We start from the raw sequence: 16,997 nt of genomic DNA on the forward strand, positions 1-16,997 counted from the left end.
GTTATACTAAGCGATAGCGACGAAAGATCTTATATTTGAGGGGGAGCTATTTACCCCCTCAAGCTCCCTCAAACACCAAAAGGAATAAACAGCAAGATTCTTGCTTGGCTTTGCATTGTCAGAATGACGACAACGGAAGGGATTCCTTGCTACCTCTCGTAATGACGGAGTGGACTAAATGACAAGAAGGGCAGATTACAAGGGGCGAAAAACGCCTGAGATTCCTTGCTACTACTCGTAATAACGACAGATGACTTCGCCTCAGAATGACACCACCACGTCATCCTGAGGAGCGAAAGCGACGAAGGATCTCATATTTAAGGTGGGACACCCCCTCAAAACTCCTCAGAAAACATAAACAACTACTATAATTTAGAGTGTTTTGTCTAGTTTAATGTTTTTATTCTGCCATTTTATCGGTAAGTAATCCTTAAAATCTTTTATTCTACTGTAACTGATTTTGCTAAGTTTCTTGGCTTGTCTATGTCTAATCCACGTGCTTCAGCCATATAGTAAGCAAACAGTTGCAGAGGTATTACAGAAACAATTGGTGAAAGATCATCAAAAACATTATCTACAAAGAAAGTTACATCTGCAACTTCTTTTGTTTTTTCATCATTCTTTTTGCAGATTGCAAGGACTTTTCCTCCCCTTGCCTTTACTTCTTTTATATTACTTATGGTTTTATCTTGAAGCTGTGAGTAAGTGTTTATTGCAATTACAAGTGAGTTTGGAGTGATGAGGGCAAGTGGTCCGTGTTTGAGTTCTCCTGCAGGGTATCCTTCCGCATGCACATAGGCAATTTCTTTTAATTTTAACGCTCCTTCTAAAGAAAGAGCAAAATCTAAATTCCTCCCTATAAAGAATGTCTCATCGATATTTTTGGTATTGTAAATAAATTCGACAATCCGTTCTTTATTGTTAATGATGTTTCTTGCATACTCTTCGAGTTTTAAAAATTCTGAAATTAGCAATTGTTCTTTTGCCTCATCGAGTTTGTTTAGAAGTTTTGCAATATAGAGTAATGATAAAATAATTACTTCTACCTGAGCTACATATGCTTTTGTTGAAGCAACGGCAATTTCTGGTCCTGCGTGTATGTAGACAACTTTGTCTACTTCTCTTGCAACAGAACTGCCAACAACGTTAACAATGCCGATAGTTTTAGCACCTTTTTCTCTTGCTATTCTTAATGCTGCAAGTGTATCTGCTGTTTCTCCCGATTGGCTTATCACAAATACAAGTGTTTTATCGTCTATAATAGGGTCTCTATAACGGAATTCAGAAGCAACTTCAGAAAATGCAGGAATTTTTAAATATTTTTCAGTAAGATATTTTCCTACAAGCCCTGCATGGTAAGCTGTGCCACAAGCAACAAAATATATTTGATTTATCTTTTGTAAAAAGTTGGCTTCAAAGTCAAATTCTTCAACAACTATTTTGTTATTTTTTATTCTCCCTCTCATTGCCTCTCTAATTACATCTGGTTCTTCAAAAATTTCTTTAAGCATGAAATGTTTAAATCCGCCTTTTTGAGCATCTTGGATGTTCCAATCTATCTTTTGAATACTTCTTTTGATTTCTTTTAGAGATTTATCGTATATTTTAATTGAATCTTTATAGACGTCTATTATGTCACCGTTTTCAAATATTATAATGTCATTAGTGTACGGTAGGACTGCAGGTATATCAGAAGCAATGAAATTTTCTCCCTTTCCAATGCCAGCTATTAAGGGGCTATCTTTTCTTGCACAGACAAAGTGGTCTTTCTCATCTTTACTTAAGACTGCAATGGCATAAGAACCTTCAAGAAGAGAAATTGCTTTTTGAACTGCCGCAAGTAATTCACCTTCGTAGAATTCCTCAATGAGATGTGCAATTACTTCGGTATCAGTCTCCGTTATGAAGTTTTTACCCTTTTTCATAAGCATTGCTTTTAGCTCAAGATAATTCTCTATGATGCCATTGTGTATTACAACGATGTTTTTGCTTTCGCTAAAGTGAGGATGTGCATTAGTATCGTTTGGCACTCCATGTGTAGCCCATCTTGTATGGGCAATACCAATTAAACCTTCTAAATTTTGATCCTTTAATTTTGTTTCAAGGTCTTTAATTCTTCCTGCAGTTTTCACAACTTTAAGTTTTTCTCCTAATATTGCAACTCCTGCAGAATCGTACCCCCTGTACTCTAATCTTTTTAAACTATCTATGAGAATTGGTAAAGCTTCTTTATCGCCTACATAACCAACAATACCGCACATTTTATACCTCCAAATATTCTTTTATTTTTTGTGCAATATCTTTAATTTTTATTTCGTTTTCTCCTTCAACCATGATTCTAATAACTGGCTCTGTTCCCGATGGTCTTATAAGGATCCTCCCGTCTTTCATTTCTTTATTTACGTATTGAATGAATTTTTTAAAATCATCGTTATTTATAACATTCTTATCTTTAACTTTTGCGTTTACAAGAACTTGTGGAAATCTATCAAGTCCTTCTACGAGTTTTGATAGAGGTTTGTCTTCTTCAAGCATAACCTCTAAGACACTAAGCGCTGTAATAAGGCCATCTCCTGTGACGCTTTCAAGAAGGTTTATTATATGTCCTGATTGTTCTCCGCCCAAAATTGCTCCACTTTTTAACATTTCTTGAAGAACGTATCTATCTCCAACATTTGCACGTATAAAATTAATTCCCAAAGACTTCAATGCCTTTTCTATTGCCATGTTTGTCATTACCGTGCCAACAATTGTATTGTTCTTTAATAAGCCCTTTTTCTTAAAAGATCTCCCCAAAATTACCATGATATCATCACCATCAACGATTCTTCCTTGCTCATCAGACATAATTAATCTATCTCCGTCTCCATCGTGTGAAATGCCTACATCTGCACCAACTTTTTTTACAAAATCGGATATAACTTGAGGATACGTTGCGCCGCAATTAACATTAATTCTATTACCGTCAGGTGTATCATTTATGGTAAAAGTTTTAGCAGAGAGTTTCTTGAGTGCTTCAGGTGTGGTAGCATAAGTTGCACCAAATGCCGTGTCTATAGCAACTTTTAGATTATCGAGTTTTAATGAAAAACGCTTTGTAAGGTAATCGACATAGAAATCTTTCAAATTTGAATTATAGATAATCTTACCAATATTTACTGGGCTTCTTTCTACATTTTTTTTCATTAATTCTTCTATTTTCTCTTCTTTCTCGTCTTCTAATTTAAAGCCCTCTTTATCGAAAACCTTAATGCCATTAAATTCAATTGGGTTATGTGATGCTGATACGACCACTCCTGCTGAATAATTTTTTGTAAGTCGAACTATCAAAGATACGGCTGGTGTTGGTAAGACAAATCCTATTGTAACACTTGTTGCAATGCTTATAATGCCAGTTGCAAGTGCAAGCCTTAATAATTCAGAAGAAATGCGGGTATCTTCTCCTATAAGAATTGGACCATTGCCTTCAAAGGTTTTCCCTAAAGCAATACCAACTTTTAGGGCAGTTTCAGGAAGGATTTCTTTATTTGCTATACCTCTTATGCCATCTGTTCCGAATAATTTTCTCATACGCTTATATTGTATTGAAATTCGTTAATTTGTAAAACACTAATTAAGAAAAGGATTATACTCTTTTTCTTCCTCAATGGTGCTATTCTCTCCGTGCCCTGGGAGTATAATATAATCATCTTTAAGGTTAAATAATTTTGTTTTTATTGTGTTTATCAATTCTTCAAAAGCTCCATGGTACTCCTTTGCTATTCCAACAGTTCCTGCAAACAGGGTATCGCCAGTAAATACAAAACCGTCAAAAACAAGGCAAATGCTTCCTTTCGTGTGTCCTGGGGTGTGTAGGATATTAATTGTTTCATCTTCTAAAATTAAACTACCTTCTTTAGAGATTGAAATATCTGCTTTTGGTGATACAATGTTAAGATTCCATTTAAGCGAACCATTGTAAGATGGGTTTGTAAGTTTTTCGCTGTCAAATTCATGAATGATGAGTTTTGATTTTTTAAACATGGTTTTTAAAATTACGTTCCCAAAAATGTGGTCAAAATGTCCATGTGTGTTAAAGATTATTATGTTATCAGTTTTTATGTGTTCCAAAAGAGTTTGAGTTTCTTTATCGCTATTGTTTGCAGGGTCTATGATTAGTGTGGTATTTTTCAAATTCAATAGATACGTATTGGTTGAGAGAAAATTGAATGTGAATTTTAAAATATCATATTTTCCAATCTTTATTATTTCCATTTCTCTATATTATACTATTAGAGTATAATATTTTGATGGGAAATTTAAATTTTGTAACAAATTTTTATCTTTATATTTGGTTGTTTCAATCCCTTACTGTAATTATTACTGTTGCCTTTTTTCTTACGCAAACATCTATAACGAGGTTCCTTTTTAATCTTCACGAGTCAGTAAAAAAGCAGATATTATTAGGGATCTTTTTTGGATTAATTTCAGTGCTTGGCACCTTGCTTGGAATAAGAACGCATGATGCAATTGCAAATATTAGAGATATAGGTGCAATAAGTGGTGGGTTATTTGGAGGGCCTATTGTAGGGTTCATTGCAGGTTTAATCGGTGGTGGCCATAGAGCATCATTGGGAGGGTTTACAGGTAACTCCTGTGCACTTGCAACAATTCTTAATGGTATTTTTGCAGGTCTTCTTTTTAAATTTAAAAAAAGAGAAGTATTCTCTCCTCTTTATGGATTTTTATTTGCAATAGTTGCTGAGTCTTTTCATTTGTTGCTTGTGCTTTTAATTTCTCCACCATTTGACAAAGCGTTAACCCTTATAAAAGCAGTTGCAGGGCCTATGATTACTTCAAATGCTGTTGGAGTTGGCCTATTTTTGCTTGTAATACAGGTATCTTTAAGAGAAAGGGAAATTGTTTCTGCAATCACAGCAGAAAAGGTTTTGACTATTGCTCAAAATACGATGCCAATTTTAAGTAAGGGACTAAACAGAGAAACTGCAGATATCACCGCAAGAATGATACTTGCAAATACAAATTTAGATGCAGTTGGAATTACTGATACTGAAAAAATTCTTGCGTTTAGAGGCCTTGGGGAAGATCATCATAAACCTCTGCTTCCTTTTAGAACTACTGCTACTGCATATGCCATCAAAACTGGGAATATCGTGTTTTTAAGTAATAGAATGGAAATTGGATGTAGCGAAAAGAAGTGTCCGTTGGGTTCTGGTATTGTTGTTCCACTTAAAAATTCTGAAGGGGAAGTTTTTGGAACGCTTAAACTTTACAGGAAAGAGGAGAAAGCACTTACTTTTTTTGATGAAGAAATGGCAAAGGGCCTTGCTAATATACTATCTTTACAGGTTGAATTAAACAGACTTGAAACAGAAAAGAGAATGAAGACCCTTTTCCAACTTAAGGCACTTCAGGCACGGATAAACCCTCATTTTTTGTTTAATACTTTGAATACTATTAGTTATGTTGTAAGGATAGATCCTAGCAAAGGAAGGGAATTAATAAACAAACTTGCTTTCATTTTACGGAGTATTATTGAAAAAGAAGATTCTCTATCAACTCTTTCAAGTGAAATTGAACTTGTGAAATCTTATCTTGAAATTGAGAAAGAGCGTTTTAAAGATAGACTCACTTATGAGTTTAATATAGACAATAATTTGTTAAGTTTAAGCGTCCCCTCATTGGTTCTTCAGCCTATAGTTGAAAATGCTGTTAAACACGGTTTTTCATTAACAAAAAGATCAATTGATATTAAAATTATCGCTTATAGAAGGGGCAATTACGGATATATTACAATAGAAGATAATGGGAAGGGAATTAGTAACGATGTGTTAAATGGTATTTTAGAGAGAAGAAGTGAGTCAATAGGACTTGGAAATGTCTTTGAGAGAATAAAAAATCTTTACGGGAACAAGGGCATTTTTAAGATAAAAAGTAATGTTAATGCTGGCACGAAAGTCATTATAGGGATTCCTATGGAGGGGGTTTCAAAGTGGATATTAGAGCAATTATCGTTGACGATGAGGAACCTGCAAGAGAAGAGATAAAAAATGCACTTCAACATTTCCCAGAAATTAAAGTAATAGGTGTGTTTGATGATGTAATTAATGCTTTTAATTTTATTTCCAACAACGTTGTTGATGTAATCTTTTTAGACATAAACATGCCAGGGATCTCTGGGATAAAGTTTGTATCCCAATCTAAAGAAATCGAGAATTTTCCTTATGTGGTTTTTGTTACTGCCTATGCGGAGTATGCAGTCGATGCTTTTGAAATAGGTGCCTTGGATTACATACTTAAGCCTGTTGATGAGGCTAGACTTGCAAAAACTGTAATTAAACTTAGAGGTTTTTTAAACAGTAGAACAACTACTAGGGAAAACTTTATTATTGGTGTATCAAACGGCGAGTTGATACCTGTAAAACTTAAAGATATTGATTACTTTTTTGTTGAAAAGAATAAACTCTTTTTTAAAAAAGGTAAAGATGTTTTTTACGTTAAAGGGATAAGTCTACAAGAAGTAGAAGATAGGTTAAAGGATTTTGGTTTCTTTAGGATAAATAAGGAGTATGTAATAAATCTGTCTAAGATATCTAAAGTGATTCCATGGTTTAAGGGTAAATACATTATTGAGATACAAAATGGTGATAAATTGCCGCTTTCTCCCCATAGACAGAAGTATTTTAGAGACATTTTAAAATTTTGAAACTTTTATAAGTAGATTTTTTACTTTTATTAAATGAATTTTAACTTTAATTGAAAATTTGTTGACATTTGTTTTTTAGGTGTTATACTAATTGTTGGGTAAGGGCCTCAATGAGTGAATTTAAAAAATTAAATTCAAAGGAGGTGCATTTATGACATTGCTCATTGCATTGGTCGGAGCAATTTTTTATGTTTTCTTCTACTTTACTTATGGAAAGAATTTGGAGAAAAGTGTTGTAAGAGCTGATAAAGATAGAGAAACTCCTGCAGTAAGATTAAGAGACAACGTAGATTTTGTTCCTGCAAATAAATTTGTCTTATTTGGGCACCATTTTGCATCAATTGCTGGTGCGGGTCCAATTGTTGGTCCAGCAATTGCAGTCGTTTGGGGTTGGCTTCCTGCCTTGTTGTGGGTGTGGTTTGGTAATCTTTTAATTGGCTCTGTTCATGATTATCTTTCCCTTATGGCATCGGTAAGATACGATGGAAAATCGATCCAGTGGGTTGCAGGAGAACTCATGGGCGAAGGTGTGAAATATACCTTTGAGTTGTATGTTTACTTTGCAATGATTCTTGTTATTGCAGCCTTTATGGGTGTATTTGGGCCTCTTGCAAGTAGCACTCCAGAGATCTTTACAACATCAGTTCTATTTTTGGTTGCGGCTATAATTGAAGGTCTATTACTCTATAAAACAAAACTTCCATTTAGTGTTTCAACAATTATAGGCATTGTAATGACTTTGCTTTCTATTGTATTAGGCTTCGTATACCCATGGAAGCTTAGCCTTGATGCTCTTTACTGGTTACAGCTCATTTACATCATCTTTGCGGCCGCACTCCCTGTATGGATACTTCTTCAACCAAGAGATTACTTAAATTCATTTATTCTTTGGGGTGGAGTAATCTTGGGTGCAATTGCAGCAGTTATTGTGTTTAAGCCATTTAACTGGCCAGTATTTACGAGTTTTTCAGCAAATGTAGTTTCTCCAAAAGTGCCCTCACCTTTCTGGCCAACGGTGCCACTTGTTATTGCATGCGGTGCTCTTTCAGGATTTCACTCAATTGTTGGTTCTGGAACAAGTTCAAAGCAGCTTGATAACGAACTTTCTGGTTTGTTTGTTGGATATGGCGGCATGTTCATGGAAGGTATGCTTTCTACAATAGTTATTACTTCTATTGCTGCTTTTGGTATGGGAGTTATAAATGGTTTTGCTGATGCAATTAAGACTGCTAATGCAAATTTTGATCCAGCTCAGTTAACAAATCCATCCTATATGGCTCAATTTGGTAATGCTATCATTAACCTAAAAACGGCAGATGGTAAAGCAATAGTGGGTGGCCCAGGAGGACTATTTACAAAATCGTTTGGACAACTTCTTTATAATGCGTTACGTATCCCCGTAAAGATTGGCACAATCTTTGGAGGGCTTTGGCTTTCTGCGTTTGTTTTAACAACTCTTGACACAACAAATAGACTTGCAAGGTACGCCTTCCAGGAACTCGTTGAACCAGTTAAAAAAGCATCAGTTGGCCTTTATGAGTTTTTGCACAATAGATGGGTTGGCTCTATTATCGCAGCAGCCTTAGGATTTTTCTTAATTAAATACGGTGGTAATGCTTATACTGCTCTTTGGGCAGGCTTTGCAGGAACTAACCAACTTTTAGCCTCAATTGCAATGCTTACTGCAGCAAACTGGGTGAAGAGAGTTCAAAAAGCTTCTGCTGGGACGTTAGCGCTCGTCCTTATTCCTGCACTTTTCCTCTGGATTACAGTGTTCATAGCCTTGATATGGTACCTATTTAAAGTAGTTCCTACCTATCCAGGAGCTATAGCAGTGATTTTGGGTATATTTGTTGTGGTAATGCTTATCCTTGACATCATTCTTGTTGTTAACTTCTTTGCAACCTACAATAAGGAGTATAAGCCTGCTAAAAAGGCTGCATAAAATGAAAAAATTCTTTGAGGCCCTTAAAAAGTTTCTTATAACTGTAGAAAAAGGTATGAGGGAGACTTCGGTCTCCCTCATTGAGCATGAATTAATGGAAGACGAAAATGTGTTTGCTTTAGTCACGATGAGTATGTTCACTGGTTTACCATCTCCTCCAACTGGTGTAATATTAAGAATTCTTCCTTATATGGAAAGAGAAGTGCAAATCATGACAAAGAGAAGTGCTGAGCTTGACGATGTTTTTGCTCAGACACTCTCCCATTTTGATATTGATTGAGGTAAGGATATGCAAACTTATTTTTTTATAGGAAAAGGTGGAGTTGGAAAGACAACAATATCGGCTTCTTATGCAGTGGGTCTTGCTGATGAGGGCTATAAAACTCTTATTATTTCAATTGATCCTGCACACAACTTAGGAGATGCGCTTAACAAAGATGTATTTGGTAAGCTTGTAAATGTAGATAAAAACCTTGATGCAACAGAAGTTGATATTGATAAAATGATTGTTAACTATCTTGATGAGATGTCCAAAAAAATGAAAAATACTTACAAGTACCTTTCGGTTTTGAATATTGATAGATATTTTGACATATTGAGAAATTCCCCTGGTATAGAAGAATACGTAACTCTTGAAGCTATTAAAAGATTCATTAATACTAATTATTCTTGTATTGTGTTTGATACGCCACCAACAGGTATCACATTACGTGTTTTTGCAATGCCTAGGATCTCTACTGTTTGGACTAATAGCCTTATCAATATGAGGAGAAGAATTCTTTCAAGAAGAGCAATGGTTGAGAACATAAAAGGACCAATAGAAGATGAAATTAACGGAGAAATAGTAAAAATAGCTTCAAAAGAAAGTGAAGACCCTGTGATGCAGGAACTTTTTGCCTATAAAAAAGATATGGTAAATTTGATGGAGATGTTTTCTTCTTCTGATAATTTTGTAAGCGTAGTTACAATGGCAGAAGAACTTGCTTTTGCCGAGAGTAAAAGAATAAGAGATTCTCTAAGAGAAAATAACATTAAACTAAGGAGAATTTATTTGAATAAGTATCTGTATATTGAAAATCCACCTGAACAACTTTTTGGGAAAATTGGTGAGCAAAAAAGAGTTGTAGAAAAAATGAAAAGTGAATTTACAGAAATTGAGGTAAAAGAGGTGCCTTTACTAAGCGAATCCCCCAGAGGGGTGAAGCAGTTAAAAGAAATTTACAAAAAATACATTTTATAAGAAAAACATTGGAGGAAAAGATGCAAGTTAGTACAAACCTAGTATTGATACTTCTCCTTCTTGGTGGTATTGCTTCCCTTCAATTTTTTAAAGGAAGAAAACTTAACGCAAGTATTATGATTCATTATATTAGAAAATTTGAGGAAACCTTAAAATTGAAAGATAAAATATATACGTATCTCGGAGGTTCCATTGGGTTTAAAGCAAAGTACGATTTAAATGATAAAAATTTTAAAGATATTGACCTTGTTCTCACATTACTTCCTCGTCAAAGTTTATTTTGGCTTCCATTTTCTTACCCTATTAAAAGAGGAGATAGGCTTTACGTTAAATTCTATCCAAAATTCCATATAAGAAGAGATGTGCATATTGTTCAAAACTTTTATTATCTTTTTGGGCCTGATATAAAAGAAAGAGATGTTTTGAAAAAAGAGAAGGCAAGCATAGGAAAATATAACAATTTTTATACGCTTTACGAAAACAAAGAAGATTTTGACAGAATAAAAAGAGTTGTTGAGATGACTTTTACCGACCCGAGAAGGGTAAGGCATATTGCTCTCAATAAAGAAACAAACTCTGTATTTTTACTTATAAAGCCGGATTTGCAGGAAACCCCAAAAGAGTTGAGCAAGCTATTAAACAATTTACCAAAGGTTTTTGAGGATTGGGCATATTTTAAAGATTAGTTAGCATCTCTATCTTTCTACTTCTTCAACATCTCTATACCAAGGGATTGTTGTTCCCTTCTTTTCTCTATTTATAAAATTTCTTGTTTTTGGAGTTCTATCAATTACTTCTTTTAACTTTTTTATTTTCCCGTTTAGTGTATCAATTTGTTCTTGTGATAATTTACCTAAGGATTTGAAATCAAGAGCAATTTCTTCTACTTTTTTTAGGTTGTTCATTGCATCGTAATAAAAACCCCAGTCATCTGAAAGTATTTTAGCAATGTAAGAAGCATCTATTGTTTGCTTATCTTGTATTGTATCAACGTTATGGTAAAGGAAGAGCACTATAAGGTCTATTAGGTCTTTTTTATTTATTTTATGTATCTGCAACTTTTCAAGCATGATATCTGCAAGGGTAATGGTAGGAAAATCAATTTCAAGGCGTCCTCTATTTGGGGCATTTCCAAACTCTACATTATGAGAGAATTCTAAACGGTCATAAAAAATATCAACTGAGAATAGTCCTTCAGGATGCTCAAAAATGTTTCTTTTGAAAGCAAAAAGGGTATTTATGTATAAATTTGGTTTAAATTTCAAAGTGTTTTCGAAAAATTTTTTTACAAGGGGTTGCTGTTTTGAATACGCAACAAGATCTAAATCGGTGAATAGGGGTTTGTCCCCTCCAAGTCTTTCAAGAGTATAGAAAAGTTTCCTTATTTCTTCATCTTCTGTATGGATGTAAACTGCTAACGCACCTAAAATTCTTAAAATTACTCCGTTTTCTTTTGCTTTTGTGATTATCTCTACTGCAAAGTTAACAAAATCATTTTCACTCATTTTAACAAATTTTTCTGCCATTTTGTCTCCTATCCTTGTATTTTAAAGTAATTTTCTACTTGAGTTTTTGATATTTCAATGATGTATCCTCTTAAAAGTCCCTCACCATATTCTGAACCTGGGTTTAAACAAAGGGTTTTTCCAATTTTTTCAAATCCAGAAGATTCGTGTATGTGTCCGTGCAAGCCAAGAACAGGTTGGTATTTTTCAATAGCACTTCTTACACCTTTGGAGCCTACATGGACAAATTTAACACCATCTAAACCACCTACTAACCTGAGGTTTTTATCAAGTTTTGGTGCTAGATCAATTGATGTGTTGAATGGAGGTGCATGGAAGTTAAAAATTGCATTTCCTGGATCTTTAAGTTGTGAAATTTTGTCTTCGATCATTTTTAGTATAACTCTATCGTCTTTTTCTCTTGGAGTATCCCATGGGGTGGGGTTAACGTATTCAAAGCTCACAACTTCATGCCCTTCTATCTCAAGAATTTTATCAAGCGGATAAATAATTCCAAGGCTTTCAAATTCTTTTATTACAGGGTCTATAACAAACTCATCGTCGTTACCTGGCATTACGATTGTCATTATTTTCTTCGTATCTACCTTTTCAACTAAGAGTTCAAGCCAGTTTCTAATTCTTTTTACCATTTCATTTTCCATGATTTTCTTAACTTCGTCTGGGCTATCTTTTAGATTCTGTAGTTCATCTTTTTTAACTCTTACATAGTATGCACCGGCATTTGAGAGTTTTTCTTCAAAGTCTTTAATTTCATCTTCTGTTTTAAGCATCCAAGTTCTCCCAAAATAACTTGCTTTGAAACTTTTATCATCCTGTTCAATAAGTGGGACAAGCACTTTTCCCGTTAAATCACCTGATAGTATTAAAACATCAGCATTGTATATTGAAACAGCTGAAATCCATTTTCTCCAAACGGTTGTTGCGCCGTGGACATCAACAGAAAAAAATATTTTCATTTTTTCCTCCTATACAAATCTTAGAGGGCCAGAAAATTAGTAGCCCTCTAAGTAGCTTTGCATTTATTTATGCGGGTGGAATTTCCTTAAATATCTTGTTGGGGTCAACGCCTTCTTCTCTATTTTTCCACCACATGAACAAGACAAATAAAAGTCCAACAAGAATAAGAAGTGTTGTAAGAACCATCGCTAAAATGTTTTGCTCTGTTGTTACGTTAAGCATCATCCACCAGCCGATTGCAAAGGTAATTGCACCAAGAATTGAAATAACAGGTATCTTTCCCAATTTATATTGGAAGATTGATTTTTCATATAGATCAGGACGAGCAAATGGTAAAAACATTGCTGCAAGTCCTAATGGCCAAATGAATAAGAGGCAAGTGAAATCTTCTAAAGCAAGCATAGCAGAAGAAAGGCCAACTCCTAATGAGTCTCCTAAGCCAATAAAAACACCAATGATTGCAACTATACCAACTAAATGGTTTGCCCATGTTGGAGAACCAAGTGGTCCTATTTCTGTTAGTTTCAATGGAAGCATCCTATCAAATGCCATTGCAAATATACCTCTTACTGCAGCCATCCAGATAATCATCGAAGTGTTAATATACCATAGGAAATACCCAATACCGAGAATAATCGAAAATGCAGTATTTTTACCGATGATTGCTGCATAGAATGGAATTGAAGGTGCAGGTGGAGTTGTCCCAAGGGCAGCCTTTAATTCATCAAAATGGTTGTAGTAAAGCCAACTATACTCTGTAATAAAATCATAGCCAAAAGACCTATAGACTGCAACAGCATTTAGAATGTAAAGTAGCCCAACTGCAAGAAGTCCTAAAATCATTCCTCGCATATATGAGAGCCTTGGTGTTTTAACTTCGGAACCTACATATGAAACCGCCTCAACTGCAGTGTATGCCCACAGAACTGAAAGAAGCATACCCTGCATTGCCTGTCCCGGCGATAGAAATGAGTCTTTTATATTAAGTTTTGTTGCAAGTTCATGCACCGATTGGTAAGCATTTGCCCCAAAAATTACGTTAAAAGATGAATCACCGCTTTTAATAAAGAATATCACGATTGCAATACCCGTTATTACAAGAGGGATGTAGATAATGAGTCTTAATACCCATTTTAGTTTGTCGATACCAAGTAATTCTACAATCCACATTAAGATTGTAATTGCAAGAGCAATCCATAATCTTGTCATTGGGTCTGCAAGTCCTTCACCGAGTGTAATAAGAGATGCATTTTTAGAGACAATTCCTGCAATTTGGATGGATGAAGCAAGAGGAATAAGACCTAGATAGTTTAAAAATCCTACAGCAAGCGCTGCACCACCACCCATAACATAAGACCAATTTGGGATAAAACCAAGAAGAGGATGTAAAACCCTTGAAATTACAACATAAAGAGAACCACTTCTTGGAAAAGATGCAGAAAGAATTGCAAGAATGACTACAGGGGGAAGCCAAACTAAAAGCCCAACTAAGAATGCAAGCGTCATGTTACCGCCAGGGTAAAGCCCTGGAACTTTCACTGTGTAGTAAGTCATCCCTGATGCGGCAGGTCCTGCAATAGTAAAGAGTAGGACATCCCACCAGTTTAACTCTCTTACTAATCCAGAAGCCTTTCTTGTAAAAATTACCGACTCTTCATCCATAATGCCCTCCTTCAATTTATGTTTTGAGTATTATATAAATAAATAAGTTAAAGTCAATACAATTTTTTATTTTTTAATGGAATTTAATAAAAAACCTTGAAAGCGTTATTTTATAAGTTGTTTGTAAGATTTGTTATGGAGCAGTTTTTTTATATTTAAAGATTTTGATTTTTTGTAAAAAGCATGTAAAATTAGTTAATAATTGAGAAATGATCTTAATTTTGTAGTTAATATAGAATTTGAAAAGTATTTCTCAGTTTAATTAAATTTACGGAGGTAAAAATGACAAAAGCATCAAAAGTAGTTCTTGTAATTTATTTTGCCCTTCTTGCAGTAACATGTATAGTTGTTCCATGGAGAATGAATCAGGCAATTGCACAAGGGACGGTGCTTGTAAATTCTATTGGCTATGCACCAATTTGGTCTTCAAAGACTATAAGTGCAAATTTTGAAGCAATTACAGTTGACTTTGGGAGAGTAATCCTTGAGATAATTGCTCTTACTGCAATTTTTGCGATTCCCTTTATTTTTACATTAAAGACTGAGTCAGATTACGTTGAGTTAGAGGATTTTACTGAAGAATTCGAAGAAAGTGAAAATCCTACCGCAAAAGAAGAATAAAAACTATTAAGACTGTTTAACTAATAGGTTTTTCCTTCTTTGTTAAGAAAATTTTAAAAACTTGCTTATAAGTTAGGTTTTTGGTACAATTAGGAGGAAGGAGGCCGAAATGGGAAGCATTTTAATTAAAACAGAGGTTCCAGGGCCTAAGAGCCGTGAAATCTTTACGAAAAAAGAAACTTTTGTTGCATCCCCCCTTGAACCACTTGCAAACTTCTTCATTGCAAAAGGAGAAGGCGCAGTCGTTGAAGACGTTGACGGCAATAGGTTTTTAGATTTTACAGGGGGGTGGGGTTGCCTTGTTGTGGGGTATTCTCCTAAACCGATTGTTGAAGCTATTAAAAAACAAAGTGAGCGTTTTCTCCATACGGATTTTACTTCAATTCCTTATGAGCCATATGCAGAACTTGCGAAAATGATTGCCGAACGAGCTCCAGGTAATTTTGAAAAGCAAGTTGCATTTTTTAACTCAGGTGCAGAAGCAGTGGAAAATGCTGTGAAAATTGCTCGTGGTTATACAAAAAGAAGAGGTGTTGTAGTTTTTGATGGTGCGTTTCATGGTAGAACCTTGCTTACAATGACAATGACGCACCGACCAACACCCTATAAGTATATTTTTGGCACTGCTTCAGATGTTCACAGATTACCTAGACCAAACATACATAGAAATAAGTACACACCCAAAGATTTTGAAAGATTACTTCTTGACACAGTAGACCCAAATGACGTTGCGGCTATCGTTATTGAACCCATACAAGGAGAAGGTGGTTTTAATGTTCCTCAACCTGGATTATTAGAGGAGATTAGAAGAGTAAGTGATAAATATGGTATTTTGTTTGTTGCTGATGAAGTTCAAAGTGGTTATGGTAGAACAGGAAAATTCTTTGCGGTAGAAAATTGGGGTGTTGTTCCCGATCTTATTTCTCTTGGAAAGTCAATTGCTGCTGGCTTGCCTCTTTCTGCTGTGGTAGGTAATAGGAAATTTTTTGATTCTCTTCCAAAAGGTTCTATTGGTTCAACTTTTGGCGGCAACCCTGTTGCCTGTGCTGCAGGTATTGAAGTAATTAAAATGATAGAAAGTGAAAAACTTCTTGACAGAGCTGTCCATTTAGGTAAGATCATCCGTGAAAAATTTGAAGAATTTCAAAAGAAGTATCCTGTTGTAAAAGATGTAAGGGGCGTTGGAGCAATGCAAGCAATTGAGTTTGTAAAAGATGGTGATAGTTGGGAACCGGATTCCGAAACATGTGGTGCTGTCATCCAAGAATCACTTAAAAACGGTGTTTTACTTGCTGGTGCAGGCTTACATAAAAATATTATCCGATTACTGATTCCTCTTGTTATAACTGATGAACAACTTAAAGAAGGACTTGAGGTTCTTGATAAGGCAATAGAAAAAGTAATCAAAAAGTAGTGTTTATTTTTTGTTATTTAAGATGGTAAAGGGGGTTATCCCCCTTTTATTATTTTAATCTTTTGATAGTAATCATCTGGTGCTTTCTTTGAAAATTGTTTAAGTAGTTCAATACCTTTCTCAACTTCTTCTTTATTAACTTCTCTTTGGAAATTTCTTATAAGCACAGTTGGTCCAGGAAATTCTGGGACAAGTAAAATATCCTCTTTTTTTAAAAGTTCAAGGAGTTTTTTATTCTCAAGTTCGTTTCTTCCTACAATAAATACGGTTTGAGATTCTATAAATATTCGCCCATTTCTTATTATAATAGAATCGTTTCTGTCAAAGTTTGCGTTTAGTTTTTTAATTTCTTTAAGCCTTTTTGCATATTCTGGGTCTGTAAGAATACATCCCGAGGCAGGACTTTGGAATTCCTTAAGATTAAACATTTTTGCAAGTTCCAATTGTTTTTTTCTTGATCTTCCTCTTATATCAAGTAATAAATCTCTTTTTACAAGGCCTTTTTTTTCAATTTCTGTTTCTTCTAAAACTTTTTGGGAGAGTGGACGAAGGATTTTGTTTCCCAAATTTAAACTCTTTTCAATTTTTTTAAGGGCGTTCATTGTTTGCGAGAAAGGTCGTTCATCTAAAACTTCTCCTGTTGCTATAAAATCATACCCTTCTTTTTCCATTATCTCTTTTGCTTTTTTGATCATTAGCATATGGCAATCAATACAGGGATTCATAAACCTTCCGTAGCCATTTTGTGGATTCTTAACGATTTTTAAGTGTTCTTCACTTATATCTACAATCCTCAGTTCTAAACCAATTTCTTCTGCAAATCGTTTGATTGGTTCTGCCTTAAAAAAATATGTCTCAAAAAATACTGGTGTAACTTCAATTCCTTGCGATTTTAAAATTAAACACGCAAGTTGAGAATCCAATCC

At 34.7% G+C, this 16,997-nt stretch carries 15 protein-coding genes; 8 read left to right on the forward strand and 7 right to left on the reverse strand.

The window, feature by feature from the left end:
• Positions 1-440: 440 nt before the first annotated feature.
• The 3 genes from glmS to K6343_01075 are packed head-to-tail and all read right to left on the reverse strand — an operon-like array spanning position 441 to position 4,254.
• Positions 441-2,261 carry a glutamine--fructose-6-phosphate transaminase (isomerizing) gene (gene glmS / locus K6343_01065; protein MEF3244565.1) on the reverse strand — a complete coding sequence of 607 codons (1,821 nt, stop codon included), beginning with the start codon at positions 2,259-2,261 and terminating at the stop codon, positions 441-443.
• Position 2,262: 1 nt separating this feature from the next.
• The gene (gene glmM, locus K6343_01070; GenBank protein MEF3244566.1) at positions 2,263-3,570 is read right to left on the reverse strand and encodes a phosphoglucosamine mutase; all 1,308 of its coding nucleotides are present in this window, start codon (positions 3,568-3,570) and stop codon (positions 2,263-2,265) included.
• A 39-nt stretch (positions 3,571-3,609) separates the two neighbouring features.
• A complete protein-coding gene (locus K6343_01075; GenBank protein ID MEF3244567.1) occupies positions 3,610-4,254 on the reverse strand; it encodes an MBL fold metallo-hydrolase in 645 nt (214 codons plus the stop codon).
• Between the two features lie 35 nt (positions 4,255-4,289).
• Here K6343_01075 and K6343_01080 point away from each other — a divergent pair, with 35 nt between their 5' ends.
• From K6343_01080 to K6343_01105, 6 genes are all read left to right on the forward strand, one after another.
• The gene (locus tag K6343_01080; protein MEF3244568.1) at positions 4,290-6,047 is read left to right on the forward strand and encodes a histidine kinase; all 1,758 of its coding nucleotides are present in this window, start codon (positions 4,290-4,292) and stop codon (positions 6,045-6,047) included.
• Complete coding sequence (locus K6343_01085) at positions 5,993-6,706, forward strand: LytTR family DNA-binding domain-containing protein (protein ID MEF3244569.1); 714 nt, start codon at positions 5,993-5,995, stop codon at positions 6,704-6,706. The genes K6343_01080 and K6343_01085 overlap by 55 nt, the downstream gene beginning before the upstream one ends.
• 151 nt (positions 6,707-6,857) lie before the next feature.
• On the forward strand, positions 6,858-8,651 hold the full coding sequence (locus K6343_01090; GenBank protein ID MEF3244570.1) for a carbon starvation protein A: 1,794 nt from the start codon (positions 6,858-6,860) through the stop codon (positions 8,649-8,651).
• Position 8,652: 1 nt separating this feature from the next.
• Positions 8,653-8,931, forward strand: coding sequence for a hypothetical protein (locus K6343_01095; protein MEF3244571.1), 279 nt, complete (start codon positions 8,653-8,655; stop codon positions 8,929-8,931).
• Between the two features lie 9 nt (positions 8,932-8,940).
• A complete protein-coding gene (locus tag K6343_01100; protein MEF3244572.1) occupies positions 8,941-9,891 on the forward strand; it encodes an ArsA family ATPase in 951 nt (316 codons plus the stop codon).
• Between the two features lie 20 nt (positions 9,892-9,911).
• Positions 9,912-10,577, forward strand: coding sequence for a hypothetical protein (locus K6343_01105; GenBank protein ID MEF3244573.1), 666 nt, complete (start codon positions 9,912-9,914; stop codon positions 10,575-10,577).
• Between the two features lie 9 nt (positions 10,578-10,586).
• Here the strand turns inward: K6343_01105 and K6343_01110 are convergent, their stop codons facing one another.
• From K6343_01110 to K6343_01120, 3 genes are all read right to left on the reverse strand, one after another.
• Positions 10,587-11,417 carry a hypothetical protein gene (locus K6343_01110; protein ID MEF3244574.1) on the reverse strand — a complete coding sequence of 277 codons (831 nt, stop codon included), beginning with the start codon at positions 11,415-11,417 and terminating at the stop codon, positions 10,587-10,589.
• 8 nt (positions 11,418-11,425) lie between these two features.
• Positions 11,426-12,373: a phosphoesterase gene (locus K6343_01115; protein MEF3244575.1), complete on the reverse strand. Its 948-nt coding sequence runs from the start codon at positions 12,371-12,373 to the stop codon at positions 11,426-11,428.
• A gap of 67 nt (positions 12,374-12,440) precedes the next feature.
• Positions 12,441-14,036: an APC family permease gene (locus K6343_01120; GenBank protein ID MEF3244576.1), complete on the reverse strand. Its 1,596-nt coding sequence runs from the start codon at positions 14,034-14,036 to the stop codon at positions 12,441-12,443.
• Positions 14,037-14,318: 282 nt separating this feature from the next.
• Between K6343_01120 and K6343_01125 the strand changes: the two genes are divergently transcribed.
• Positions 14,319-14,657, forward strand: coding sequence for a hypothetical protein (locus tag K6343_01125; GenBank protein MEF3244577.1), 339 nt, complete (start codon positions 14,319-14,321; stop codon positions 14,655-14,657).
• A 109-nt stretch (positions 14,658-14,766) separates the two neighbouring features.
• Positions 14,767-16,071 carry an aspartate aminotransferase family protein gene (locus K6343_01130; protein ID MEF3244578.1) on the forward strand — a complete coding sequence of 435 codons (1,305 nt, stop codon included), beginning with the start codon at positions 14,767-14,769 and terminating at the stop codon, positions 16,069-16,071.
• Positions 16,072-16,106: 35 nt separating this feature from the next.
• Here K6343_01130 and K6343_01135 read toward each other — a convergent pair.
• On the reverse strand, positions 16,107-16,997 hold an 891-nt coding region (locus K6343_01135; GenBank protein MEF3244579.1), incomplete at its 5' end, for a hypothetical protein.

This window comes from Caldisericaceae bacterium (assembly GCA_036574215.1).
Lineage (GTDB): Bacteria > Caldisericota > Caldisericia > Caldisericales > Caldisericaceae > Caldisericum.